The 23,488-nt window shown below is 68.9% G+C and carries 21 protein-coding genes; 2 read left to right on the top strand and 19 right to left on the bottom strand.

Annotated elements, in window-relative coordinates; translation table 11 throughout:
- Positions 1 to 7: 7 nt before the first annotated feature.
- The 8 genes from AOZ06_RS03675 to AOZ06_RS03640 form a co-directional block, all read right to left on the bottom strand.
- Positions 8 to 556 carry a hypothetical protein gene (locus tag AOZ06_RS03675; RefSeq protein ID WP_157232784.1) on the bottom strand — a complete coding sequence of 183 codons (549 nt, stop codon included), beginning with the start codon at positions 554 to 556 and terminating at the stop codon, positions 8 to 10.
- Positions 557 to 708: 152 nt separating this feature from the next.
- Positions 709 to 1,965 (bottom strand): sensor histidine kinase, encoded by a 1,257-nt coding sequence (locus tag AOZ06_RS03670; RefSeq protein ID WP_218921927.1) that lies wholly within the window; start codon positions 1,963 to 1,965, stop codon positions 709 to 711.
- A gap of 51 nt (positions 1,966 to 2,016) precedes the next feature.
- Positions 2,017 to 4,209, bottom strand: coding sequence for an ATP-binding protein (locus tag AOZ06_RS59525; RefSeq protein ID WP_054288114.1), 2,193 nt, complete (start codon positions 4,207 to 4,209; stop codon positions 2,017 to 2,019).
- Positions 4,210 to 4,214: 5 nt separating this feature from the next.
- Positions 4,215 to 5,810 carry an acyl-CoA carboxylase subunit beta gene (locus tag AOZ06_RS03660; RefSeq protein WP_054288113.1) on the bottom strand — a complete coding sequence of 532 codons (1,596 nt, stop codon included), beginning with the start codon at positions 5,808 to 5,810 and terminating at the stop codon, positions 4,215 to 4,217.
- Positions 5,807 to 7,483, bottom strand: coding sequence for an acyclic terpene utilization AtuA family protein (locus tag AOZ06_RS03655; protein WP_054288112.1), 1,677 nt, complete (start codon positions 7,481 to 7,483; stop codon positions 5,807 to 5,809). The genes AOZ06_RS03660 and AOZ06_RS03655 overlap by 4 nt, the downstream gene beginning before the upstream one ends.
- Before the next feature lie 46 nt (positions 7,484 to 7,529).
- Complete coding sequence (locus AOZ06_RS03650) at positions 7,530 to 8,189, bottom strand: response regulator (RefSeq protein ID WP_054288111.1); 660 nt, start codon at positions 8,187 to 8,189, stop codon at positions 7,530 to 7,532.
- A complete protein-coding gene (locus AOZ06_RS03645) occupies positions 8,186 to 9,295 on the bottom strand; it encodes a sensor histidine kinase (protein ID WP_157232783.1) in 1,110 nt (369 codons plus the stop codon). The genes AOZ06_RS03650 and AOZ06_RS03645 overlap by 4 nt, the downstream gene beginning before the upstream one ends.
- Before the next feature lie 3 nt (positions 9,296 to 9,298).
- On the bottom strand, positions 9,299 to 10,123 hold the full coding sequence (locus tag AOZ06_RS03640) for a hypothetical protein (protein ID WP_054288109.1): 825 nt from the start codon (positions 10,121 to 10,123) through the stop codon (positions 9,299 to 9,301).
- A 158-nt stretch (positions 10,124 to 10,281) separates the two neighbouring features.
- On the opposite strand from AOZ06_RS03640, the gene AOZ06_RS03635 reads away from it, so the two are divergent.
- Positions 10,282 to 11,715, top strand: a complete 1,434-nt coding sequence (locus AOZ06_RS03635; RefSeq protein ID WP_054288108.1) for a multicopper oxidase family protein — start codon at positions 10,282 to 10,284, stop codon at positions 11,713 to 11,715.
- Here AOZ06_RS03635 and AOZ06_RS03630 read toward each other — a convergent pair.
- From AOZ06_RS03630 to AOZ06_RS03620, 3 genes are read right to left on the bottom strand one after another with little or no spacing between them, the layout of a single operon-like run.
- Positions 11,709 to 12,494, bottom strand: a complete 786-nt coding sequence (locus tag AOZ06_RS03630; RefSeq protein WP_054288107.1) for a TIGR03084 family metal-binding protein — start codon at positions 12,492 to 12,494, stop codon at positions 11,709 to 11,711. The two genes, AOZ06_RS03635 and AOZ06_RS03630, sit on opposite strands and share 7 nt — an antisense overlap.
- 10 nt (positions 12,495 to 12,504) lie before the next feature.
- The gene (locus AOZ06_RS03625) at positions 12,505 to 13,182 is read right to left on the bottom strand and encodes a response regulator (protein WP_157232782.1); all 678 of its coding nucleotides are present in this window, start codon (positions 13,180 to 13,182) and stop codon (positions 12,505 to 12,507) included.
- Entirely contained in the window at positions 13,161 to 14,345 is a 1,185-nt protein-coding gene (locus tag AOZ06_RS03620; protein ID WP_054288106.1) for a sensor histidine kinase, read from the bottom strand. Before AOZ06_RS03620 ends, AOZ06_RS03625 begins: the two co-directional genes overlap by 22 nt.
- Positions 14,346 to 14,470: 125 nt before the next feature.
- Between AOZ06_RS03620 and AOZ06_RS03615 the strand changes: the two genes are divergently transcribed.
- On the top strand, positions 14,471 to 15,073 hold the full coding sequence (locus AOZ06_RS03615; RefSeq protein ID WP_054288105.1) for a DUF998 domain-containing protein: 603 nt from the start codon (positions 14,471 to 14,473) through the stop codon (positions 15,071 to 15,073).
- Here the strand turns inward: AOZ06_RS03615 and AOZ06_RS03610 are convergent.
- The 8 genes from AOZ06_RS03610 to AOZ06_RS03575 are packed head-to-tail and all read right to left on the bottom strand — an operon-like array spanning position 15,018 to position 23,429.
- Entirely contained in the window at positions 15,018 to 16,394 is a 1,377-nt protein-coding gene (locus AOZ06_RS03610; protein WP_054288104.1) for an amidase, read from the bottom strand. The genes AOZ06_RS03615 and AOZ06_RS03610 overlap by 56 nt on opposite strands.
- A 10-nt stretch (positions 16,395 to 16,404) precedes the next feature.
- Positions 16,405 to 17,172, bottom strand: a complete 768-nt coding sequence (locus tag AOZ06_RS03605; protein ID WP_054288103.1) for an SDR family NAD(P)-dependent oxidoreductase — start codon at positions 17,170 to 17,172, stop codon at positions 16,405 to 16,407.
- On the bottom strand, positions 17,169 to 18,614 hold the full coding sequence (locus AOZ06_RS03600; protein ID WP_054288102.1) for an aldehyde dehydrogenase family protein: 1,446 nt from the start codon (positions 18,612 to 18,614) through the stop codon (positions 17,169 to 17,171). The genes AOZ06_RS03605 and AOZ06_RS03600 overlap by 4 nt, the downstream gene beginning before the upstream one ends.
- A 2-nt stretch (positions 18,615 to 18,616) precedes the next feature.
- Positions 18,617 to 19,387: an ATP-binding cassette domain-containing protein gene (locus AOZ06_RS03595; protein ID WP_054288101.1), complete on the bottom strand. Its 771-nt coding sequence runs from the start codon at positions 19,385 to 19,387 to the stop codon at positions 18,617 to 18,619.
- Entirely contained in the window at positions 19,380 to 20,177 is a 798-nt protein-coding gene (locus AOZ06_RS03590; protein ID WP_054288100.1) for an ABC transporter ATP-binding protein, read from the bottom strand. Before AOZ06_RS03590 ends, AOZ06_RS03595 begins: the two co-directional genes overlap by 8 nt.
- The gene (locus AOZ06_RS03585) at positions 20,174 to 21,004 is read right to left on the bottom strand and encodes an ABC transporter permease (RefSeq protein ID WP_054288099.1); all 831 of its coding nucleotides are present in this window, start codon (positions 21,002 to 21,004) and stop codon (positions 20,174 to 20,176) included. The genes AOZ06_RS03590 and AOZ06_RS03585 overlap by 4 nt, the downstream gene beginning before the upstream one ends.
- Positions 21,004 to 21,948 (bottom strand): ABC transporter permease, encoded by a 945-nt coding sequence (locus AOZ06_RS03580; RefSeq protein ID WP_054288098.1) that lies wholly within the window; start codon positions 21,946 to 21,948, stop codon positions 21,004 to 21,006. The genes AOZ06_RS03585 and AOZ06_RS03580 overlap by 1 nt, the downstream gene beginning before the upstream one ends.
- Complete coding sequence (locus tag AOZ06_RS03575) at positions 21,945 to 23,429, bottom strand: ABC transporter substrate-binding protein (RefSeq protein ID WP_054288097.1); 1,485 nt, start codon at positions 23,427 to 23,429, stop codon at positions 21,945 to 21,947. The genes AOZ06_RS03580 and AOZ06_RS03575 overlap by 4 nt, the downstream gene beginning before the upstream one ends.
- Between the last annotated feature and the right edge of the window lie 59 nt (positions 23,430 to 23,488).

The raw sequence follows: 23,488 nt of genomic DNA, 5'->3' as shown, positions 1-23,488 counted from the left end.
GGTCGCATCAGGCCCGCTTGAGCGCCTTGGCGTACTGACCGTTGGCGGGCAGCCACATCAGCACGATGGCCACGATCCCGACGATGGCTGCGCCCCAGCCGGTGACGGCCATCAGCGTCGGTGCGGCGCTGCCGTAGTCGAGGCTGAACCAGCCGGCCTCGGCGACCGTGATGACCGCGAAGATCGTTGCCGTCACACGGATCCCGGTGGACGCCTTGTTCATCATCAGCGCGAACAGCAGCACCAGCGCGGCGGGCACCAGCAGCAGGTACGCCCTGCCCTCGACCTGGTCGCCCAGCGCCTCGCCCGCGATGCCCTTCGCCGCGTTGACCGCCAGTTCGTTGGCGTCCTGCCCGGTCACGTCCGCTGCGACGTTGGCGATCAGCTGGCCTGCGACCTCCTTGCCACCGACGACAAGGACATACACGCTGTTGATCACACCGAGCAGTCCGGCGAGCGCCGTCGTGACCAGTGCCGCCATCAGCGTCCCGGGCTTGGACGGCGCCCCCACGGCCTGGCCGCCGTGGGTCGATGGGGTAGTCGGGTATGTGCTCACGTGCCTCAGTTCTCCTCGATTCGCGGAACCGGGTGTCAATGTCGGGGACACCCAGGCGAAAGCACGTTAGGAGCAGAGGCCACACGGAACGAACACACTCATTGCACAGTTGCCGCAGAACTGTGTGCGCCGCCAACGAACGAACAGCGTGATCAGTTCCCCGCGACGAGTTCGCACGGCACGGACATCACCACGACGGTCGGCCCGCCGAGCGGGCTGCTGATCACCAGTGTGCCGTCAAAAGCGGAAAGCCGTCGTTCGATGCCCCGCAGACCTGTGCCGTCGCTGGCGTTGGCGCCACCGCGACCGTCGTCACCGACCAGCATGACGAGTTTGCCGTCCTCGTAGTTCAGCCGGATCCACGCCTTGCTCGCGGACGCGTGCTTGACCACGTTGGTCAGCGTTTCCGCCACGGCGAAGTACGCCGCCGACTCCACCGGCGCGGACAGGCGACCGGGAATGTCGATGTCCACATCGGTCTGCAACGGGTTGGCAAGCACGAGTGCCTGGATGGCGCCTTCGAGCCCACGGTCGGCCAGTACGGGCGGGTGGATGCCACGCACGAGGTCGCGCAGCTCGGCCAGGGCCTGCGAGCTGGCGGCGCGGGCCTCGGCGAGCAGTTCTCGCGCGGCGGCTGGGTCGCGTGCCACCGTTTCCTCGGCCATGCCGAGGCTCATGCCCAGGGCCACCAGCCTTGCCTGCGCACCGTCGTGCAGGTCGCGCTCGATACGCCTGAGTTCCGCGGCTTGCGTGTCCACAGTGTCCGCGCGTGAGACTGTCAGTTCCTGAACGCGGTTGGCCAGCTGTGCCGCTTCGGTCGGCGCCAGCAAGGACGCGGTCATGCGCGCCTGCGCGCGCATCATGGTTGGTGAGGCGATGTACCAGACAACGATGTACACCAGGCCGAGGGGGATGCCGGCGTACAGGGCGGACTCGGTCGAGTGCACCGAGAGGAAGCCGACCAGGTTGACGTCGGCGTCGTCGGGCAGCGCCCACCACCAGGTGGCCAGTGTGATGTGGCCGATGCCGCCGACCAGGAGCGCCACGTTGGTGATCGCCAACGCGGAACCGGCGACCATCTGCGCGAACAGCCACCCGAAGTCACGCCAGGTCGCGGGATCGCCGAGCATCGCGAACACACGCTTGATCAGGCCGTGCTCGGGCACACGGGCCCGGTAGGGCCGCCCGACCTCGGTGCCGAGCACCCAACCCGCGCGCCCGCGGTGGAAGTTGGTGAACTTCCGCATCAGCGTCAGCACCGCGAGCGTGAACGGCAGCCCGAGCCAGATCAGGATCAGCCCCAGTGACGTGAGGAAGAACGACACCAGCACGTACAGCGGGACCATCATGCCGATCAACGCCACAGCCCAGCCGAACAACTGGAGTCTGGTCGGACGCGGTGAGCTCATGCGTCCCATTCTGGTACGTCGGAGGCCGCTGGCCAGTGGAGCTAGACCTACTCATTCCGGGGGCGTTACCACCGCCAGCACGGCGCCGAGATCAACCTGCTGACCTGCGGTGACCGGCAGTGAGGTGAGCGTGCCGGACGCGGGCGCGATGATCTTGTGCTCCATCTTCATCGCCTCGAGCCACAGCAGCGACTGCCCCTGTTCGACCTGGTCACCCTCGGAAACCGCGACCCGGACGACCGTGCCGGGCATCGGCGCCAGCAGCGACCCGGGGGCGGTCTGCTCGGACGGGTCAGTGAACCTCGGCACAGGCGTGAGCGCGACCGGCCCGAGCGACGAGTCCACACAGACCACATCCGGGTACACCGCGACCCGGAACGCGCGCCGCACGCCATCGACCTCCAGCACGACCTCACCCGGCTCAGCGCTGAGCGACCGCAGGCCAGGGTGAGCATCAGCAATCAGACCGGCCCGGGTGTGCCGGTAGCTGACCTCCACCTCCCCGGACGCAGTGCTGTACACCTTCCGCTGCGACTGCGACGGCACATTCCGCCACCCGCTCGGCACATCGGCGGTACGACGCGCGGCGGCGTCAGCCAACGCGGCGGCCAACGCACTGAGGGCCTCGGCGTCCTTGTCGGCGAGCGGCTCAGCGAGCACCGCCAACCCGTGCCGGTCGAGGAACGCGGTGTCCGTGTTGCCCGCCAGAAACTCCGGATGCCGCAACACCCGCACAAGCAAGTCGCGGTTGGTGGTCAACCCGTGGATCTCGGCACGCGCCAACGCACCCGCCAACCCCAGCGCAGCCTCGTCCCGAGTCGGCGCGAACGAGATCACCTTCGCCAGCATCGGGTCGTAGAAGACACTGACGACGGACCCGTCCCGCACGCCGCTGTCGAGCCGCAACCCCGCACCAGCGGGCACAGCGAACTCCGTCCCCACTCCGGGCACGGCGAGCCGGTGCACGACCCCGCTCTGCGGCCGCCAGTCCTGCGCGGGATCTTCGGCGTAAAGCCGCACCTCGATCGCATGCCCCCGCGCCGCCGGTGGCCCGGAATTGTCAGACCCCTCCGGTAACGTTGAATTCAGGGGGTCCCCCTGGGGAATTGCTGCTGCGGAAGAGGCTGCGCCGGGGCTGTTGTGCTGCTGCGGCTGGGCTTCTGCCGCGCGCGATCCGGAATTGTCAGACCCCTGCGGTAGCGTTGAATTCAGGGGGTCCCCTTGGGGAATTGCTGGTGCGGAGAAGGCTGCGGTCGGGGCGGTCTGCGAGCGGGCGGGCAGGTCTGTGGTGTGGGGTGCCACCGCTGCGAGGTGGGCGCCCTGGGCCACCAGTATCTGCAGGCGCACCAGGTCGAGGCCCGTCGTGCACTCGGTCACCGGGTGCTCCACCTGAAGCCGGGTGTTCATTTCCAGGAAGTAGAAGCGGCCGTGGTCGTCGGCGAGGAACTCCACTGTCCCCGCGCCGGTGTAGTCGATGGCCGAGGCGGCCGCGCGGGCTGCTTCGAAGAGCTTCGCGCGCATTCCTGGGGTTCGCTCGACCAACGGCGAGGGGGCTTCTTCGATTACTTTCTGGTGCCTGCGCTGGATTGAGCATTCGCGCTCGCCCACCGCCCAGACTGTGCCGTGGTTGTCGGCCATGATCTGGACTTCGATGTGCCGTCCTGTTTCCAGGTAGGGCTCGCAGAACACCGTCGGGTCCCCGAACGCCGACTGGGCTTCCGAGCGGGCCGCTTCCAGTTCGGATCGCAGGTCCGCCAAGGCACGGACGATCCGCATTCCCCGTCCGCCGCCGCCTGCCGATGCTTTGATCAGCACCGGCAGGTCCGACTCGCCTACTTCGTCTACTTCGGACAGCGTCGGCACGCCGGCCGCCGACATCAGCTGCTTCGCCGCGATCTTCGAGCCCATCTGGTCGATCGCTTCCGGCGACGGCCCGATCCAGGTCAGGCCCGCTTCGATCACCGCACGGGCGAAGTCCGCGTTCTCCGACAAGAAGCCGTATCCGGGGTGGATCGCGTCCGCGCCCGCTCGGCGGGCCGCGTCGATGATCAGCGAGGCCCGCAGGTACGTCTCCGCCGGTGAGTTGCCGGGCAGGCGCACGGCCGCGTCCGCTTCTTCGACGTGCGGGGATTGGGCGTCGGCGTCCGAGTGGACCGCGACGCAGCCGACGCCGAGCGCCCGGCAGGAACGGAACACCCGCCGGGCGATCTCACCGCGGTTGGCAACCAGCACACTTGTGATCATCGCTCTCACATCCGGAAGACGCCGAAGCCGTCCGCACCGGCGACTGGCGTTGTGTGGATGACGGACAGGCACAGCCCGAGGATCGTTCTGGTGTCGCGCGGGTCGATCACGCCGTCGTCGTAGAGCATGCCGGACAGGAACATCGGCAGCGACTCGGCTTCGATCTGCGCCTCCACCATCGCGCGCATGGCCGCGTCGTTCTCCTCGCTGTACTCCTGGCCACGGGACTGCGCCGCCGCTCTGGCCACAATGGACAGCACACCGGCCAGCTGCTGCGGGCCCATCACCGCCGACTTCGCGCTCGGCCACGAGAAGAGGAAACGCGGGTCGTACGCTCGTCCGCACATCCCGTAGTGCCCGGCTCCGTAGGACGCGCCCATCAGGATCGAGATGTGCGGCACCTTCGAGTTCGACACCGCGTTGATCATCATCGAGCCGTGCTTGATGATCCCGCCCTGCTCGAAGTCCTTGCCGACCATGTAGCCGGTGGTGTTGTGCAGGAAGATCAACGGCGTGTCCGACTGGTTGGCCAGCTGGATGAACTGCGCCGCCTTCTGCGACTCCTCACTGAACAGCACGCCGCGGGCGTTGGCGAGGATGCCGACCGGGTAGCCGTGCAGCGACGCCCAGCCGGTCGCCAGGCTGCTGCCGTACAACGGTTTGAACTCGTCGAAGGCCGAGCCGTCGACCACGCGGGCGATCACCTCACGCGGGTCGAACGGGATCTTGAGGTCACCCGGCACGATGCCGAGCAGTTCTTCCTCGTCGTAGCGCGGCGGGACGAACGGCGCGGGCGTGGCGCCCTTCTTCTGCCAGTTCAGCCTGGCCACGATCCGCCGCCCGATCCGGATCGCGTCCTGCTCGTCCGCCGCGAAGTAGTCCGCGAGGCCGGACGTGCGGGCGTGCATCTCCGCGCCGCCGAGCGACTCGTCGTCCGACTCCTCGCCGGTCGCCATCTTCACCAGCGGCGGTCCGCCGAGGAACACCTTGGACTGTCCCTTGACCATCACCACGTGGTCGGACATGCCCGGCACGTACGCGCCACCGGCCGTCGCGTTGCCGAACACGAGCGCGATCGTGGGGATCCCGGCGGCGGACATCCTGGTCAGGTCACGGAACATCCGGCCGCCGGGGATGAAGATCTCCTTCTGGGACGGCAGATCCGCGCCACCCGACTCGCCGAGGTTGATCATCGGCAACCGGTTCTCCACCGCGATGTCCATCGCGCGGCCGACCTTCCTGGCCGTCCACGGGTTGCTCGACCCGCCCTTCACGGTCGGGTCGTTCGCCATGATCATGCATTCGACGCCTTCGACGACGCCGATCCCGGTCACGACGCTGCCGCCGACGGCGTAGTTGCTGCCGTACGCGGCGAGTGTGGACAGTTCGAGGAACGGCGAGTCCTGGTCGATCAGCAGCTCGATGCGTTCCCTGGCCAGGAGTTTTCCGCGGTTGCGGTGCCGTTCGACGTACTTCGGGCCACCGCCCGCGATCGCCTTGGCGTGTTCGGCGTCCACCTCGGCGAGTTTGCCGAGCATCGAGTCGCGGTTGGCCGCGTACTCGTCCGACGCCGTGTCCAGTGTGGACTTCAACGTCGTCACAGCAGTACCTCCGGGATGTCCGTGTGCCGCGCCCGCAGCCACTCGCCCAATGCCTTGGCCTGCGGGTCGAACCTTGCCTGCGAGGCCACGCCGTCGCCGAGGATGCCTGAGACCACGAAGTTCACCGCCTTCAGATTCCCGAACACGTGCCTGGTCACGGGCAACGCCGCCGTCTCGGGCAGCAGCCTGCGGAACTCGTCGACCGTCAACGCGTGCACCAGCCACCGCCAGGCCTCGTCGGTACGCACCCAGACGCCGACGTTCGCGTCGCCGCCCTTGTCGCCGCTGCGGGCACCGGCCACCAAGCCGAGCGGTGCCCGCTTCACCGGTCCGGTCAGCGGTTCCGGGAGCGCGGGTTCGTCGGCGGGCGCCAGTTCGAGCGTCTCGGCCGCCGGCGGGACGGGGATGCGCCGACCGTCGACCACGGCGACGTGCTCGACCAGCTTCGCGTCGACGTAACCGGGCTTGAACAGGCCGAACGGCGAGGCGTCACCAGGGGGCGCGGTGACGTGGAAGCCGGGGTAGCTGGCCAGGGCGATCTCGATGGCGGCGCTGGAGAACGCGCGGCCGACGACCTTCGGGTCCGGGTCCTTGACCACGCACCGCAGCAACGCACTCGCTTCTTCTTCGCTGGCGGCGTCCGGCCGGTCGGTGCGGGCGAGCGTCCACTTGAGCTCGGCCGGTGGGTTGGCGAACACGAGCTGTTGTTTGACCAGCTCGGCCTTGGCTTCGATGTCCAGGCCGGTCAGCACGAACACCGTCTCGTTGCGGAAGCCGCCGAGGGTGTTCAGCGAGACCTTCAACGACGGTGGTGGCGGCTCGCCGCGGACACCGCTGATCCTGACCCGGTCGGTGTCCTCCTGGGACAGCTCGATCGTGTCGAACCGGGCTGTCACGTCCGGTCCCGCGTACCGCGCGCCGGAGATCTCGTAGAGCAGTTGGGCCGTCACGGTTCCGACGGTCACGGCGCCGCCTGTGCCGTCGTGCTTGGTGATCACGCTGCTGCCGTCGGCTTCGATCTCGGCGATCGGGAAGCCCGGGTGGCGGATGTCGTGTTCGGCGAAGAACGAGTAGTTCCCGCCGGTGGCCTGCGCGCCGCACTCGATCACGTGCCCGGCCGCGACGGCGCCGGCGAGCTGGTCGTAGTCCGTCGGCTGCCAGCCGAAGCGCGCGATGGCCGGGCCGACGATGACTGACGCGTCCGTGACGCGTCCGGTCACCACGACGTCGGCCCCGGCTTTCAGGCATTCCGCGATGCCGAACGCGCCGAGGTAGGCGTTGGCTGTCAACGGTTGGCCGAGGCCGAGTTCGGCGGCCCTGCCGATCAGGTCGTCGCCTTCGACGTGCGCGACCTTGACCTCCAGGCCGAGTCTGGTGGCCAGTTCCCTGATGGCGTCGGCGAGGCCGGACGGGTTGAGGCCGCCCGCGTTCGCGACGATCTTCACGTCCCGGTCGAGCGCCAGGCCGAGGCCGTCTTCCAGTTGGCGCAGGAAGGTCTTGGCGTAGCCGAGTTTCGGGTCCTTCATCCGGTCGCGGCCGAGGATGAGCATGGTCAGCTCGGCCAGGTAGTCGCCGGTGAGCACGTCGAGCGGCCCACCCGTGAGCATCTCGCGCACCGCGCCGAACCGGTCACCGTAGAACCCGGACGCGTTGCCGATCCTGATCGCCGACATGCCGCCAGCATGCCAGCCGGACCTAAAACAAGCAAGCGTGCTTGTTTTATTCTCCGCCGCCCTTGACGAGGCCGTACCGGTAGGCCAGCGCGACCAGCTGAGCCCGGTCACGAGCACCGAGTTTCGCCAGCGCACGGCTGATGTGGGTCTTGGTCGTGGCCGGGCTGATCACCAGCTCACGGGTGATCTCGTCGTTGCCCAGTCCCTGCGCGGCGAGCGCGACGACCTCCCGTTCGCGCGTGGTGAGCTGGGCGAACACGTCGTGGTTCACCGCCGCGTCCGGCTTGGCCGCGCGGGCGATCAGCCGACGGGTGATCCCCGGCGACAGCAGCTCCTCACCGCCCGCGACCACCCGGATGCCGTGCAGCAGCTGCGCCGGGTCGGTGTTCTTGAGCAGGAAGCCGCTGGCACCGGCCCGCAGGCCCGCGATCACGTAGTCGTCCTCGTCGAACGTGGTGAGGATGAGGATCCGCACACCGCTCAGCGCCGGCTCGGCCGCGATCCGCCGGATGCCCTCGATCCCGTCGACCCCGGGCATCTGGACGTCCATCAGGATCACGTCCGGCCGGCACGCCACAGCCTGTTCGGCCGCGGCGGCGCCGTCCCCCGCCTCGCCGACGACGGTCATGTCCGGCTCGTTGTCGACCAGCACCCGGAAACCACCGCGGACCAGCGCCTGGTCGTCGGCGATCAGCACCTTGATCACTGGCCCTCCCTGATCGGCAGCACACAACGCACCTCGAAGCCACCGTCGGCGTGCGGGGCGGCTGTCAGCGTGCCACCGAGCTTCGCTGCCCGCGCACGCATGCCCTCGATGCCGTGCCCACTCGTGGCGGGCTTCGGCTTTCCGTCGTCCCGCACGATGATCTCCAACGCTGTGCCGTAGACCAGTTCCAGCCGCACTTTCGAGGCGTTCGCGTGCCTGCGGACGTTGGTCAGGGACTCCTGGATGATCCGGAACGCGGCGAGGTCGACAGCCACCGGAACCGTCCGGTCGTCCCCTCGTGTCACCACTTCGACGTGCACACCGGCCGTGGCGATCAGTTTGTCCACATGCGCCAGACCGCCGGTCGCGGTCCGCATGTCCGGTGAGCGCATCGCGCCGAGCAGGACACTGACCTCGGCCAGGCCTTCGTCGCTGATCTGCTTGATGGTGTTGAGCGCTTCGGCCGCCTGCTCCGGCCTGCGTTCCATCACGTGCACGGCCACGCCCGCCTGCACGCTGATCGCGGCCATGGTGTGGCCGAACACGTCGTGCAGTTCACGGGCGATCTCCAGGCGTTCTTCGGCGGCCTGCCGCTTGGCCTGGTCGGACCGGGCCTCGGCGATGCGTTCGGCCCGGTCGCGGGCGCCGGCGGCGAAGGCGCGGTGGGAGAAGACCGCCGCGCCCAACGCGGTCGCGGCGGCCTCCAGCGGGACGGCGTTGAACACCTGGTCGCCGAACCATTCGCCGTTCAACGTCAACCGGACTGCGAGCACGGTGACCACCGCGGTGAGCAAACCGCCTGCCACACCTGCCTTCCACCCGCGGTACGCGGCCAGCGTGTAGCAGCCGATCAGCGGCGCCACGGTGATCAGGCGGCCGTGGTAGTCGAAGTGGAACCAGGCGATCGTGACCAGGTTCACCACGAGCAGGCAGCCGGCCGGGAACGTCCGCCGGAACGCCACGGCGAGCCCGGCGGCCAGGACGAGCACGACGGCGGCCCAGTCCAGCGGGCCGGACGGCCCCGGTGGTCCCACCTGGAGCAGGCTGGTCACCATGACCAGGGCGATCACCCCCGCGCCCAACGCGATATCGGCCACTCGTGGCACGTCCTACCCCTTCACCGTGACCAACGCACGCATTCCACGCGCTGCGAACATCTTGCCTGTCCGCAGCTCACGAACCCACGTGACCAGCGCGTACTCACCCGAGGGCAAGGCGGTCGAGAGGGCCGCGGATCGCCACGGCGACATCGGCACAACACCTGTCGGGCCGCCGATGAAGGGCGAGTCGTGCGGATACCTGCCCGCGTCGACCTCGGTGAAGAACGCGTCCAGGTCCGCGAGGGACGTTCCCGGCCGGACCGGCATCAGCATGGCCTCGTTGTGCTGCGACGACGAGTTCACCACGCGCACCGGACCGGCGAGCGTCCTCGGCGCCACGAACTTCCCGTCCAGCATGGTGATCTGCGCCGACACAGCCGGGACTGAGCCGGAACTGCCTGGCAGCACACGCACTGGGCGCACCCGGGTGGCGAGGTCCGGCTTGCCGACGTCGCGGAAGTCGACCAGGTAGTGCTCTCCCGGCCCGACGCGGAGCGTCACTGCGGCGGGCACACCGGCAACAGCAGCTCCACCCAGCATTTCCGCGTCCCGCAGCACGGCCTTGCCGCCTTCGACGGGGTCGTTGCCCATCGCGCGTTCGAGGTCACCGAGGTACCGCTCCAGCGAGACGCCCGGGCGCAGCCGGACCATCCCCAGCCAGGCGCCGTCCGGATCAATCGATCGCACGTGGAACGTCACCGCGCCGGACCGCAGCGTCCGCGGTGCGTCGAACCCGGCGGGCGTGACCGAGATTTCCACTGTCTGCCGAGGAGATGCCTCCGCCACGGGCGCAAGCGCCAGCAGGAACACCACGAGAACCAGTAATCGCTTCATGGCGGCAACGATGCCGACGCGAGGCCGGTCACCGCGTCGGCCCAGCGCGGACAACCCGCACCTACAGCCAGGGGATGACGCTACCGCGCAGGTTGTACGGCCAGGTTGCCACTGCGGGCCGACGTGCGAGACGCGCTCGCCGAGCACTATCAGACGGCATGAGACGACGCAGCTTCCTCGCGCTGGCCGCCCTGCTGACACTGACCGGATGCGAAGGCGTGCAAGGCAATGCGGGCACGCTCGCGTTCACCACTCCCCTGCACATCCCGCCGGTGCTCGATCCCGTGGCCGGTGCCGACGGCGTCAAACGGTTCCCGTTGCGGCTCCAGGAGGGCCGGACCGAGCTCCTGCCCGGCAAGCCCGCCGCGACCTGGGGGATCAACGGCGGTCACCTCGGCCCGACGTTACGGGCCAAGCGCGGCGACCGGGTCGCGATGGCCGTGACCAACGGGCTCGGTGAGGCCGGCACCCTGCACTGGCACGGCATGCGGTTGCCCGCGGCGATGGATGGCGGGCCACACCAGATGATCCGGCCCGGCGGCACGTGGAATCCGGAGTGGACGGTCGACCAGCCCGCCGCGTCGACCTGGTACCACCCGCACCCGCACGGCCAGACCGCGCGGCACGTCTACCGCGGACTCGCCGGGATGTTCCTGGTCGACGACGACACGCCGGTGGCCCTGCCCAGCGAGTACGGCGTCGACGACATCCCGTTGATCGTCCAGGACAAGAAGTTCACGTCGACCGGCCAGCTGGACGAGGACTTCGGCGGCACGTTCGGCCTGCTCGGCGACCAGATCCTGGTCAACGGCACGTACGGTCCGTTCTTCCGGCCGACCACGTCCCGAGTTCGCCTGCGGGTGCTCAACGGCTCCAACGCGCACGTCTACACGGTCGGATTCGCCGACGACCGGGAGTTCCACGTCGTCGCCTCCGACGCCGGCCTGCTGGCGAAACCCGTCGCGCTCAAGCGTTTCAAGATCAGCCCGGGTGAACGGGCCGAGGTCGTGGTCGCGTTCCAGCCGGGCGAGCAGGTGCTGCTCAAGAGCTTCAACGGCGACTCGGACATCGAGAGCGGCGACTTCGACCTGGTCAAGTTCACCGCCGCGGCGACGCTCAGGCCGTCACCCGAACTCCCGTCGGCACTCGCCGCCCTGGCGCCGCTCAAGCAGGCGAGCCGGACGCGGACGTTCCGGCTCGGTGGTTCGAACATCAACGGGCGCAACATGGACATGACTCGCATCGACGAGGTCGTGCCCGCCGGGGCGCACGAGATCTGGGAGCTGGACAACGTCACGTACGCGCACAACTTCCACATCCACGAGGTGGCGTTCCGGGTGCTGGACGTCGACGGCCACCAGCCGCCCGAGCACCTGCGCGGGCCGAAGGACACCGTGTACGTGCCGGGGAAGACCAAGGTGCGGCTCGCGGTCGAGTTCGGCCACCACACCGATCCGAAGACGCCGTACATGTACCACTGCCACATCCTCAAACACGAGGACCAGGGCATGATGGGGCAGTTCGTGATCGTCGATCCCGGCACCGAGAACGGCACACCGCGCACGCTCTCGATGCCGGGCCACGGTCACTGAGAAGGCTGGCGTCCACCGCCGGGCAGACCCGCGAAGGCCTGGGCGATGTCCAGCCATTTGTCGGCGTCGGGGCCGGTCGCGACCAGTGCCGTGTCCGCGCGGTGACGACGCTGGGTGGCGACGAGGCACAAGTCCAGCGCTGGTCCGGTAACCGTCTGGGCCGCGTCCTCCGGGCCCCAGGCCCAGGTCGAGCCGTCGGGCGCGGTCAGCTCGACGCGGAACGGCTCGGCCGGAGGCGTGCGGCTGTGCACACTGTAGGCGAAGTCCCTGGTACGCACGGAAATGTGCGCCACGTGCCGCAGCCGCATGGTCGGTTCGCGCTCGACGCCCAGCGCGTCGGCGACGTCCAGGCCGTGGGCCCAGGTTTCCATCATGCGGGCGGTGGCCATCGACATCGGGCTCATCGGCGGCCCGAACCACGGCAGTTTCGTCCCCGCGGGCACGGCTTCCAGCGCCGACGCCAGCGCGGCCCGGCCCTCGCGCCAGCGCTCCAGCAGCTCAGCGGGTGGTGTCCGCGACAGCTGCTCGGCGCCTTCGTCCACGAAACCGGTGGGGTTCTTCCATGCCTCGGTCACCACTTCCTGGAATCCCGCCGCGTCGGTCGCGGCCAGCACACTGGCGTCGTCGGTCCAGGCCAGGTGGGCGATCTGGTGGGCGATGGTCCAGCCTTGCGCCGGGGTCATCGTCGCCCACGCCTCGCTGGGCAAACCGGCCACCAGGTCATCGAGGGACTGGCCCTCGGCGAGCAGGTCGTCAAGCACCGCACGAAGTTCGGACATGGGTCGCACTCTAACCCTGTCCTGGTTGGACCAACCCGGACTCGTAGGCGAGCACGATCGCTTGCGCGCGATCACGCAGACCGAGTTTCCCCAGGATACGGCCCACGTGCGTCTTCACCGTCTGCTCGGAGAGCACGAATTCCCCGGCGATCTCGGCGTTGGACAGGCCACGGGCGATCAGCGTCAGCACCTCGGCCTCGCGGTCGGTCAGCCTGGCCAGCTGGTTGGGCCGGGTCTGCTTGCGCGGGGCGGCTTTGACCAGGTCCGCGATCAGGCGGCGGGTCACGGCAGGGGCGAGCAGGGCGTCACCGGCGGCCACCACGCGGACGGCGTTGATCAGGTCCGCCGATGGCGCGTCCTTGAGCAGGAACCCGCTGGCGCCCGCGCGCAACGCGTCGTAGACGTATTCGTCCAGGTGGAAGGTGGTCAGCACGACCACCCGGTACGGCGCCGGATCCGCCAGCAGCCGCCGGGTCGCCTCCAGGCCGTCCATTGTGGGCATACGGATGTCCATCAGCACCACGTCCGGCGCGGCGGCCGGGATCGCGGTGACCGCATCCGCGCCGTCACCCGCGGTGCCGACGACGGTGATGTCCGGTTGCGCGCCGAGCACGGCCGCGAAGCTCTCCCGGACCATCGCCTGGTCGTCGACGACGAACACCCTGATCAACCGGGCAGTCTCGCCCATACCCGAAATCCCCCGTCCGCACGGCGCCCTGCCGTGCACTCGCCGCCGACCATGCCGACCCGTTCGGAGATCCCCGCGAGCCCGGTTCCCCCGCCTGCGGTCGACACGTGACCGGAAGGTCCATTGTCGATGGACACTTCGATGCCCTTGCCGGACGCCGTGACGCACACGGTGATCGGCGCGCCTGGGCTGTGCCGCATGGCGTTGCTCAACGACTCCTGGACGATCCGGTACGCAGCGAGCCCGACGACGGCGGGCACGGCTGGGAGCGGATCGTCGATGTCGAGTTCGACGCGAGCACCTGAAGCCGCGGCGGATCGCACGAGGTCAGCAATATCATCCACGGCGGGCTGGGGGAAGTGCTCGGCTTCGGCGCCGTCCTCGCGCAGGACGCCGATCAGCCTGCGGGCCTCGGTCAGCGCCTCCCGCGCGGCCGTGCCGAGAGCCGTGAACTCCTCCTGGATCTCCGGTGTCACCCCGGAAATCCGGTACTGCGCGCTGTCGGTGCGCACGGCGATCATCGACAGGTGGTGCCCGATCACGTCGTGCAGTTCCCGCGCGATCCTGGTCCGCTGCTGCAGGTTCGACCGCTTCTGCCGCTCCTGTTCGGTTTCCTTCCTGGCGAGGCGGGAATCGTTCAACGCGTACCCGGTGGTGATGGCGACGACCAGTCCGGTGAGCGGTCCGGCCATCGCGTCGAGGCCGTAGCGCGGCGCCACCAGGGTCGTCGCGATCACCACCGCCGCGCTCGCCAGGCTCGCGATGCCGCCCATGTCCCGCCGCTGGGCACGTGCGATGGCCAGCGCGACGACGATCCCGGCGGGAACCAGGTACGCGTCGATCGGCCATGAGTGCACGAGCCCGACGGGGCGCTGGATCGGCCTGGCGACGACCGCCGCGAAGACAGTCGCGGCGGCGGCGATCCGCACCGCGGTCAACGGCCTGTGCCGGATCGACACCACGGCGATGAACTCCACGAGCACCACGATCAGCCCGACCAGGCCGTTGCTCACCTGGATCCAGACCAGCCACATGTTGTACGACCAGACGCACAGCCCGCTGATCAGCAGCACCCAGCCGAGCCACGCGGGACCGCGCCACCAGCCCAGCGGCGGGCCCATGTCCCGGTCACGGCCGGTCACCGACGCCTTGGCGATCCCCATACCCCGACGCTAGCCAACCGGTCACCGACCCGATATCGGGGAAATTCCCGTAGCTCCGAGGAGGTACGCCAAGACACCGCCATGGCGGGACGCTTCGGGCCACGCGAATCGGCACGCTCGTCACCATGAACGAGCGAATGACCCGGCTGCTGGCCGGATCCGCGTTGCTCTGGATGGTCGTCGGCATCAGCGTGGCGGTGTACTTGGAAATCGTCTACGCGGGCACCGTCCACCAGACTTTCAGCGAGTACGTCCACACAGGTCAGGGCGCTCGGCTCGCCGGCGTCGCGATGCTGGCGGTCGGGTTCTCCTCGCTGGCGGCTGCCGGTGCGCTGTGGTCGGCGGGCGGCCCGAGGTCCGCGTACTGGCTGATCCTGGTGTGGGGCGTCGGCCTCGCGGTGCTGGCGATCTTCCCGCAGGAACCGGCCGACCAGGCACTGACCTGGCACGGCGCCATCCACCGGCACGCCGCGCTGGCCGGCCTGATCACGTTGCCGCTGGCCGGTCTGCTGTTGTCACGGCAGTGGCCGCTGCTCGTACCGTTCTCGATCGTGAGCTTCGCGGCGCTCGCGGTCTTCGTGCTGACCTTCGTCGTGCCGGGCTGGCGCGGCCACAGCGGGATCGCCGAGCGGTTCGTGCTCGGCGTCGACATCGGCATCGTCGGCGTGCTGATCAGAAGGCTGATCGCTGTTCCGGTCGCAGTCGTTCGAACAGGGCAGCCATCCTGAGCACGCCGAGGTCGTCGAAGCGGCGGCCGGTGATCTGCAGGCCGATCGGCTGGCCCTCGGCGGTGTACCCGCAGTTGACCGACACCGACGGCTGGCCGGACATGTTGAACGGCACGGTGAACCCGATGTGCTCGAACGGCTTGGCCGGGTCGTTGACCGGCGAGGCCCACTCCGCGGGGAACGCGGACACCGGTGTCGTCGGCGACACCACGAAGTCGTACGGCTCGGTCGCCCGCAAGGCGGCCACGGTCATCTTGTCGATCTGCGAGAAGCCTCGGTACACGTCCACACCGGACGAATCACCGCCTGCCCGCGCCCACTCGGAGATGTACGGCAGCACGCGCTCGAACCGTTCGGCGGGCAACGTCATCAGGTCCGTCCACAGCCTGGTTCGCCAGAACAGGTCGAGACCGTCGAGCATCTCCCTGGTGACGAACGGGTCGATCGAGTCGACGGTGACACCGGCGCCCTCGAACAGCCGGGCCGCCTCGGTGACCGCCGCGGCGATGTCCGGTTCGACGTCCAGCCCGACACCGGCTGTCAGGTGCACGCCGACGCGCACGCCTTCCGGCGCGAAGTCCAGAGACTGCCAGTCGATGTCGTTCGGTGGCAGGCTGGTGAAGTCGCGGGCGTCCGGCTGGGACAGCACGCTCATCAGCAGCGCCGCGTCGGCGACCGTCTTGGTCATCGGCCCGATGACGCGGCCGATGTACGGCGGGTCCACCGGCACCCGGCCGAAACTCGGCTTCAACCCGACCAGTCCGCAGAACGCCGCCGGTAGCCGGATCGAACCGCCGATGTCCGTTCCCAGGTGCAGCGGCCCGTATCCGGCCGCACCGGCAGCGCCCGCACCCGCGCTCGACCCGCCCGGAGTCCGTGCGGTGTCCCACGGGTTGCGGGAGGTTTCGTGGAAGCTGGACAGGCCGGACGTGAGCATGCCGTAGTCCGGCATCGTGGTTTTGCCGAGCAGGATCGCACCGGCTTCCCGGACACGCGCAGCCGCGGGAGCGTCCGCAGGCGCTGGCGCCAGTTCGGTCGCCGCCGTGCCCAACGGGACCGGGGTTGCCTCGGTCGCGATGTTCTCCTTGATCGTGACCGGTACGCCGTCCAGCGGCCCTTGTGGACTTCCCGCCTGCCAGCGTTTCCCGGATTCCCGTGCCGCGGCGAGCACCGCGTCCGGGTCGTGCGTGTAGAACGCCTTCAGCGTCGGCTCGTGCTTGGCGATCCGGGCGAGCACCGCTTCGGCGACCTCGACCGGCGACAGCCCCGAACGGTACCCGGCGAGCAGTTCGACCGCGGTGTGATCGGCCAGGTCAGTCATGTCAGTCCCTTCACGCAGGCGGGTTGAAGCGGCCGTCGACCGCGGTCCAGCCGCCGTCGACGGCGATCACGGCACCGGTCACGAAACTGGCCGCGTCCGAAGCCAGGTACACCACGGCACCGGCCATTTCCGACGGTTGCGCCCAGCGGCCGAGGGCGCCCTTGTCCGCGTACGCCTGGTACCAGCCGGGGTCGGACTTGATCTGGGCGGTCAGCGGGGTTTCCACGACACCGGGCGCGATCGCGTTGACCCGGACACCGGCCGGGCCGAACTCGGCGGCGGCCGTGCGGAACAGCTGCACCAGACCCGCTTTGGTGGCCGCGTAGACACCTTGGCCCGGTTCGACCGTGGTTCCCCTGATCGACGAGAACCCGATGACGCTGCCCCGGCCGCGGTCGACCATGTGCGCGCCGAACGCCCGCACCACGTCGAAGCTCGCACCGAGGTTCAACGCCACCACGCGCTCGAACTCCGCCTTGCTGTAGTCGAGCAAGCGCTTGCGGACGTTCATCGCCGCGGTCAGCACGAGCACATCGACTTCGCCGAGTGCCGTAGCGGCTTCGCTGACGGCTTGCGGGTCGAGGATGTCGAGCTCGTAGGCATCAGCGTCGATCATCGACGCTGTTTCCTGTGCGGCCTCGATGTTCAGGTCGGCGCACGTCACCGACGCGCCGTGTGCGGCAAGAGCCAGCGCGGACTCACGGCCGATCCCACTGCCCGCGCCGATCACGACAGCGTTGCGGCCGTCCAGTCTGAACAGCTTGGTGTAGTCGGTCATGACGGCCGGATCACCGCCATCCTGGTCACGGTCAGCTCCTCGATGGCGAACCTCGGGCCTTCCCTGCCGATCCCGGAGTCCTTCACACCGCCGTACGGCATCGTGTCCGACCGGAAACCCGGCACTTCGTTCACCACGACCGCACCGACCTCCAGTTCCTCGATCGCCTTGTGGGTGGTGGCCAGCGAACGCGTGAACACCGAGGCGTTCAGCCCGTAACGGGAGTCGTTCACCAAGTCGAACGCTTCTTCCACAGTGGACACCGCGCGCAGGCACACGACCGGCCCGAAGATCTCGTCGTCCCAGCAGGAAACACCGGACGGCACGTCGGCGAGCACCGTCGGCCGGATCACACCACCGTCCACGCCACCGCCGCCGGCCACCCGCGCCCCGGCGGACACAGCCGCGTCGATCCAATCAAGGACGCGCCGCGTGGACCGGAAGTCGATCAACGCCGACACGCGGGTCTTCTCGTCACGCGGGTCACCGGTCACGACCTCGCCCAGCCGGTCGGTCAGTTTCGAGGCGAACTCCGCCGCGACGGATTCCTGCACGATCAACCGCTGGACCGAGATGCACGCCTGACCGGACGCGTAGAAACCACCGCGCAGCGCGGCATCCACGGCCGCGTCCAGATCGGCGTCGGCCGCGACGACCATCGCCGCGTTGGAGCCGAGCTCGAGCAAAGTCTTGGTCGGCGCCGCGTCCCGCGCGATCTGGTGGCCGACCGCGGACGAGCCGGTGAACGACACCGCGCCGATCCGCCGGTCGGTCACCAAAGCCGAGCCGACCTCGACGTCCCCGGTGACCAACTGGACCAGCGCGGCAGGCGCGCCCGCGTCGACCGCTGCCTTGCGGAACACGTCGACCAGCCACAGCGTCGCCAACGGCGTCGCCGGAGCGGGCTTGCACACGACCGGGCACCCGGCCGCGACAGCGGGCGCGATCTTGTGCGACGCCAGCAGAAGCGGGTAGTTGAAGCCCGCGATTCCCACGACCACACCGATCGGGCTCCGGGTCCAGTACCCGATCATGCCGTCGCCGGAGGGCAGCAGGTCGAGCGGCACGGTTTCGCCGTGCAGCCGGGCGACTTCCTCGGCGGACGCCTGCAACGTAACGATCGTGCGCGCGACTTCCACCCGGCAGTCCACCAGCGGTTTGCCGGTTTCCGCGACCAGGAGCTGCTCGAACTCCTCCCGCCGCGCGGCGATCGCGTCCGCTGCCGTGGTCAGGATCTGCCTGCGGGCACGGGACGACAGCGCCGCAGCGGCCTTCTTGACCGCAACGGCCTCGTCGATGGCCCGGCGCGCGAGATCCACTGTTCCGACAGGCGCCTGCGCGACCTCCGACCCGTCGTACGGGAAGTGCACCGGGGTCGTGCTGGGCGTGGGTACCCAGTCCGGGCCGATCGGCAGCCCAGGCGGATACGGCGGCTGGAACATGCTCATCCTTCCTGGAAACGGGCCAGCGCGGTCCGCAGAGTCGGCGCGGCGGCGATCAGTTCACGCGTGTACTCGTGCGACGGGTGCCGGTAGACCTGTTCGACGTCACCGAGTTCGACGATCTCACCGCGACGCATCACCGCGACCGTGTCGCACACGTGCCGTACCACGGACAGGTCGTGCGAAACGAACACCAGCGTGAGCTCGTAGCGTTCCACCAAGTCCGCCAACAGGTTCAGGATCTGCGCGCGGACCGACACGTCCAACGCGCTCACCGGCTCGTCGGCGATGAGCACCTTCGGGTTCGGCGCGAGCGCACGGGCGATCGAGATCCGCTGCCGCTGCCCGCCGGAGAACTGGTGCGGGTAACGGGAAGCCGCCTCCTGCGGCAGTCCGACCGCGTCCAGCAGTTCGGCGAGGCGTTCGTCGTCCCGCCGTTTCAGCGGCTCGCAGATGATGTCGCGAACGCGCATCCGCGGATCGAGCGAGCCCATCGGGTCCTGGAACACGATCTGCAACTCGTCACGCAGGAACTTCAGCTTCCGCTCCGCGACCCCGTCGATCCTGGTGCCACGGAAAGAAATCGTCCCGCCGGTCGGCGTGTCGAGCGCGGCCAGCATCCGGACCAGAGTGGACTTGCCGGAGCCGGACTCGCCGACGATGCCGAACCGCTGCCCGGCGGCGACGTCGAACGAGACGCCGCGCAACGCTTCCACCGGCGGGCGGCCGAGCCGTCCCCGGTAGGTCCGGCGCAGGTCACGGACCTCAATCATGGGACACCGTCCGGAGCCGGCCGTTCTCGTCGGTGACTTCGAGGTCCGACGACGCCAGCAACTGCTGGGTGTAGCGGTGTTCCGGCGCGGTGAAGACGTCACGCACCATGCCTGATTCCACGATCTGCCCGTCGTACATGACAAGCACGCGCTCGCACACCGTCGCGACCACGGCCAGGTCGTGCGTGATGAACAGCAGCGCGGATTCCCGCGTGTTCGCCAGGATCAAGTCCAGGATCTGTGCCTGGACCGTCACGTCCAACGCGGTCGTCGGTTCGTCGCAGATCAGCAGCGACGGGTTGTTCGCCAACGCGATCGCCAGCATCACGCGTTGCCGTTGACCACCGGAAAGCTGATGGGGATACGCCTTCGCGGCCCGTCGCGGGTCCGGCAGGCGAACCCGGTCGAGCAGCTCGACGGCCGCGGCCTTCGGGTCCTGGTGAGTCCGGTGCAGCCGCATGACCTCCGCGACCTGCTTGCCCACCTGCATGGACGGGTTCAGCGCGGTCATCGGCTCCTGGAAAACCATGCTCATCGCACGGCCGCGCAACCGGGACAGCTCCCGTTCCGGCATGCCGAGCAGTTGCCTGCTGTCGAGTTCCACCGAACCGGAGACGTCGAGTTCCTCGGACAGCAGGCCCATCACCGCCGACGCGGTGAGCGACTTGCCCGAGCCGGACTCGCCGATCAGCCCGACCCGCTCCCCCGCGCCGATCTCCAGGGACACGTCCTTGACCAGTTCGGTGTCCCCCACCGAGACGCTCAGGTCCCGCACAGCCAGCACAGTCATCGGCGGCCTGCCAATCGCGGGTCGAGCCGGTCACGCAGACCGTCGCCGAGCAGGTTGAACCCGAGGACGGCGATCGCGATCGCGATGCCGGGAACGATCGCCAGCCGTGGCTGCACGGCAAGGAGCTCCTGGGATTCCTGCAACATCCGGCCCCACGACGGCGTGGGCGGACGCGTGCCGAACCCGAGGAACGACAGGGCCGCTTCGGCGAGGACCGCGATGGCGAACGACACCGAGCTCTGCACGATCAGCAGACCGGCGATGTTCGGCAGGACGTGCCTGCGCGCGATCGCGAACCGCGACCGACCGGCCGCCCGGGCCGCGAGCACGTATTCGGTGCTCATCACCTGCAATGTCCCGGACCTGGCGATCCGGGCGAATGAGGGCACAGTCGCGATACCGATCGCGACCATCGCCGTCCACGTGCTCGCCCCGAACACCGCACCGAACATGATCGCCAGCAGCAACGCGGGGAACGCGAGCACCAAGTCGTTGACACGCATGATGAACTCGCCGAACCAGCGTGGGCTCATCGCGGCGAGGATGCCCAGCGGCGTGCCGATCAGCGCGGCCACACCGACCGCGACGACACCGACGTACAGCGTTGTCTGTGCGCCGACCATGATCTGGCTGACCAGGTCACGGCCGAACTTGTCCGTACCGAACAGGTAGTCGCCGGTCGGCCCGAGCAGCCTCACAGCCGCGTCGACCCGGGTCGGGTCGTATGGCGTCCAGATGAACGACACCAGCGCGAGCAGGACCACCAGGCCGATCAGGATCGCGCCCACGGTCAACGTGGGCGTACGGCGTTTCGTCGCAGTCGTCATCACGACCTCCGCAGCCGTGGGTCGATGACCGTGTACAGCAGGTCGACCAGGAAGTTCACCAGCAATGCGGCGATCACCAGCACCAGCACGATGCCTTGCACGGTCAGCAGGTCACGCGCAGCGACCGAGTCCAGCAACATGCTCCCCAAGCCCGGGAGCACGAACACCCGCTCGACCACGACAGCGCCGATCAGCAACGTCGTGAGCTGCAACCCCAGCACAGTCACCACCGGGACGGCGGCGTTGCGCAAACCGTGCCGTACCAAGGCTTGGCCGGGCCTGAGGCCTTTGGCACGCGCAGTACGCAAGTAGTCCTCGCGCAACGTGTCCAGCACAGCGGACCGCACATACCGCGTGAGCACAGCGCCTTGCACCAGGCCCAACGCCAGCGCGGGCAGGGTGAGGCCACGCAGGAACCCGCCGAAGTCCTGATCGGGCGGCGTCCAGCCACCGGACGGCAGCAACCGCCACTGCACCGCGAACACCTGTACCAAAAGGATTCCGGCCAGGAACGCGGGCACCGCCACGCCCAACTGGGACACGCCCGAGATGACTGTGCCGCTGAGCTTGCGGTGCCGCACGGCCGCGAACGAACCCAGCGGAACCGCGATCACCAGCGCGATCACCATCGCCGTGCCGACGAGCCACAACGTCACACCGAGCCGGTCGGCCAGCTGCGGCCCGATCAGGTCCCTGGTGACGTACGAACGGCCGAAGTCGCCGGTCAGCACACCGCCGATCCAGTCGAAGTACTGGGTCGCGAGTGGACGGTCGGTGCCGAACTCGGCCCTGGTCCTGGCGATCAGCTCGGGCGTGGCGTTGATCCCCAGCGCGACCTGCGCGGGGTCGCCGGGCAGGACCGCCATGAACAGGAACACGGCGACCGACGCGACGGCACCACTCACCACGAAGATCGCGGCCCGGCGGGCGATGGCGAGGATCATCGGCGCCCCAGTCCGGTCAGGTCGAACGACTCGCTGACCAGGTTGCCGGACAACCCGGTGACCTTCGTCTTGGCCGCGATCAAGTTGGGGAACAGGAACAGCCAGCCGGCCGCCGCGTCGTCGGCGATCGTCCGCGCGACCTCGCGCATCGCCGCGACCTGCTGCTCGGGCGTGCCGGTGTCGGCGCCCGCCAGCAGGGACTTCACCTTCGGGTTGTCGTATCCCCAGTAGTACTTGGGGTTGCCGAACGTGACGATGTCGCGGGCCTCGACGTGCTGGATGATCGACATGTCGAAGTCGTGGTCGGTGAACACCTGCTTGAGCCAGACCGCTGGGAAGTCCAGCGGCTCGATGCTGACGTTCACGCCGACATCGGCCAGCTGCGAGGCCACGACCTGCGCGGACGACACCGCGTACGGCAGGTTCGCCACCCGCAGCCGGAGCCGGAGGTTCGGCTGTCCCGCCTCGGCGAGCAGCGCTTTCGCCCGCCCCGGGTCGTGCGGATAGACCCGTGTGAGGTCCTCGTACCAGGGGTCGGTCGGCGGGACCATGCTGCCGATCAGGGTGCCCCGACCGGCGGCGGCCGTTGCCATCACGGCCTTGCGGTCGATCGCGTACATCAGGGCCTGGCGGACCCGCTTGTCGTTCAGTGGCACCTTCGCGTTGTTGAACGACAGCGTGACCTCGGAGTTCGTGGTGCCCTGGAGCACGGTGAACCGCGTGTCGGTCTCGAACTGGCCGATCGAGTCGGGGGTGGTGATCGCGGAGATCACGTCGATCCCGTTGCTGAGCAGTGCGTTGTTCAGCGCGGTCGGATCCTTGTAGTACTTCAGGTACACCGTGGTGTACGTCGGTTTCCGGCCCCAGTAGGACGGGTTGGCGCGCAGCACGATCGAGTCGCCGCGCTTGCGCGTCGCGAAGGCGTACGGCCCGGTGCCGACCGGGTTGCCGGCCAGGTCGGCGACACCGGACGGGCTGAACATCGCGCCGACCCGGGTGGTCATGTCGAACAGCCAGTTGTTGCTCGGCCGTTTCAGCACCACCCTGGCGTGCGCCGGGCCGACCACGTCCACCCGCTCCACGACGTCCATCTTGGACTTCAGCGAGATGGTCCACTCGGTCTTCACCCGGTCGATGGAGAACTTCACGTCCGCGGCGGTGAACGGTTGACCGTTGCCGAACTTGACACCTTCGCGCAGCTGGAAGTCGTACGTCCGGCGATCCCCGCTGACTGTCCACTCGCGAGCCAGCAGCGGCACGATCTTCCCGCCCGCGTCGAGTTTCACCAGGCCCTCGTAGACGTTGTACAGCAACGCCTGCGGGATCGCGGCACCGTCGGTCCTGGTGAAGTCCAGGTTCGCGGGCTCCGCGGTGAACCCGATCGAGATCGCGTCCGGGTCCGCGGGCACCGACACCGACGACCCGGCCGAGCACGCCGTCACGGCAGCCAGCAGCGCGAATACGAGCGTCGCGCCGAACATCCGCACTGGCTCCACCTACCTAGTACGCTGGTCTGACCAGTAGACTTGCACTCCCTGCC

Source organism: Kibdelosporangium phytohabitans (assembly GCF_001302585.1).
GTDB lineage: Bacteria > Actinomycetota > Actinomycetes > Mycobacteriales > Pseudonocardiaceae > Kibdelosporangium > Kibdelosporangium phytohabitans.
The sequence above is the reverse complement of the archived record's forward strand: the minus strand, read 5'-3'. Positions and strand labels throughout refer to the sequence as shown.